Annotated in this window: 1 protein-coding gene and 2 pseudogenes; all 3 read left to right on the forward strand. The window is 72.1% G+C overall.

Going from position 1 to position 1,914, the window contains the following annotated elements; genetic code table 11:
* A pseudogene (locus AC2VNT_RS14030) lies at positions 1-292 on the forward strand (hypothetical protein); the annotation flags it as partial.
* Between the two features lie 91 nt (positions 293-383).
* On the forward strand, positions 384-1,664 hold the full coding sequence (gene egtA, locus AC2VNT_RS14035; protein WP_486947440.1) for an ergothioneine biosynthesis glutamate--cysteine ligase EgtA: 1,281 nt from the start codon (positions 384-386) through the stop codon (positions 1,662-1,664).
* A pseudogene (locus tag AC2VNT_RS14040) lies at positions 1,661-1,914 on the forward strand (MFS transporter); the annotation flags it as partial. The gene egtA and the pseudogene AC2VNT_RS14040, both read left to right, overlap by 4 nt.

The raw sequence follows: 1,914 nt of genomic DNA on the forward strand, positions 1-1,914 counted from the left end.
CAAGCTACTGCCGCTGATCGATTCCGACCTACTCATGGACGCTTTCGAATTAGCCTGGGCCGCACGCGAACTCGATATGCGGGCCAGCCCCTACGACCTCCGCGCCTTCGGCTATGAACCCGTGCCGATTGAAACGGCTGCCGGGCGGGCCGACTACGTGCGCGGGCAGGCCGCACTCGCGGAACGCGCGACCGTCGTGCGGACGGCGTTACTCGCGCGGTGCGAGGCATTGCTCGAGTTGGGGCAGCCGCGCACGCCCAGCACACCCACGCGCATGACTGCACCCTGCTGAGGAGAGGTGGTCGCGGACCCAACCGTCGCGCGCGCTGCCACGAATGCCCGGTAACCCGCGATGTTCCGGTCCGGGGCAGGAGGGATCAGGGATGGCGTTTGCTGCCACGTCGGGGCTGGATCGGGTTAACGGGGCCGACGGCGAACTGACCAGCTCGGCCGAGGCCGCGCGCTACATCGCCGACAGCTGTCTGGCCGACGCCCCGCTGGGACGAGTCGGACTGGAGCTCGAGGCGCATTGCTTTGACCTGCGCGAGCTGCGCCGCCGGCCGGACTGGCACGACATCACCCAGGTCGTGGAGTCGCTGCCGGAATTGCCGGGCGGAAGCGCGGTCACCGTCGAACCCGGCGGCGCGGTGGAACTGTCCGGCCCGCCCGCCGACGACGTGCTGGCGGCGATCGAGGCGATGCGCGGCGACCAGGCGGTGCTGCGCACAGCGTTTTGGCGGGCCGGGCTCGGATTGGTGCTGCTGGGCACCGACCCGCTGCGCCCGGCCCGGCGGATCAACCCGGGCGCCCGCTATCGCGCGATGGAACGGTTCTTCACCGCCAGCGGCAGCGACGCGCCCGGCGCGGCGATGATGACGTCGACGGCGGCGGTGCAGGTCAACCTCGACGCCGGACCGCGATCCGGCTGGACGGCGCGAGTGCGGCTGGCCCACGCACTGGGCCCGACCCTGATCGCCGTCGCCGCCAACTCCCCGCTACTGCGCGGACAGTTTTCCGGCTGGTGCTCGACCCGCCAGCGCATCTGGGGTCAGCTGGACTCCGCACGGTGTGGACCGTTCCTGGCCACCGGCGGCGACGACCCGGCCACTGCCTGGGCCCGCTATGCGCTCAGGGCGCCGGTGATGCTGGTTCAGGGCGCTTCCAGCGGCGCCGCCGTCCCGGTCACCCGCCGGGTGCCCTTCGCCGACTGGGCCGACCGGCGCATCCCGCTGGGCGGACGCTATCCGACCACCGCCGACCTGGACTACCACCTGACGACGCTGTTCCCGCCGGTCCGCCCCCGCGGCCGGCTGGAGATCCGCTACCTCGACGCCGTGCCCGACCACCTGTGGCCCGCGCTGGTCGGCGTCCTGGTCGTCTTGCTGGACAACCCGACTGCCGCCGACCTGGCCGCCGAAGCGGTTCAACCTGTCGCCGGGTACTGGGGCACCGCGGCCCGGGCCGGGCTGACCGACCGTCGGCTTTACCAGGCCGCCAACCGCTGCCTGGCCATCGCCGCCCACTACGCCCCCGCCGCGCTGACGGACCCGATAGCGCGGCTCGTCGGCGCCGTCGAGCAAGGGCGCTGCCCCGCCGATGAACTCGCCGACGAAGTCATCGACCGCGGCATCGCCCCGACTATCACCCGGCTGGCGTCGCGGTGAACCGGATCGGTGAGCTACGACGTTCGCACCGCGGCCTGCTGGTCGGCCTGACCGCGGTGAGCATCGGCCTGATCTCCGGCTACGACGTCACCAGCATCGGTGGCGCACTGCTGTTCATCACCGACGAGTTCAACCTGAGCGCCCACCATCAGGAACTGGTGACGGCGGCGTTGGCGGCCCGCGGCCTCGGGGGGGCCCGCGTGGCCGGTGTGCTCGCCCACCCCCAAGGACGCACAGGGTGGCGGGTTGT

Source organism: Mycobacterium sp. TH-M15, from assembly GCF_057473705.1.

Bases quoted from the DNA above. Each gene is read 5' to 3' on its own strand.
- egtA (WP_486947440.1), top strand. From the start codon at position 384: ATGGCGTTTGCTGCCACGTCGGGGCTGGATCGGGTTAACGGGGCCGAC.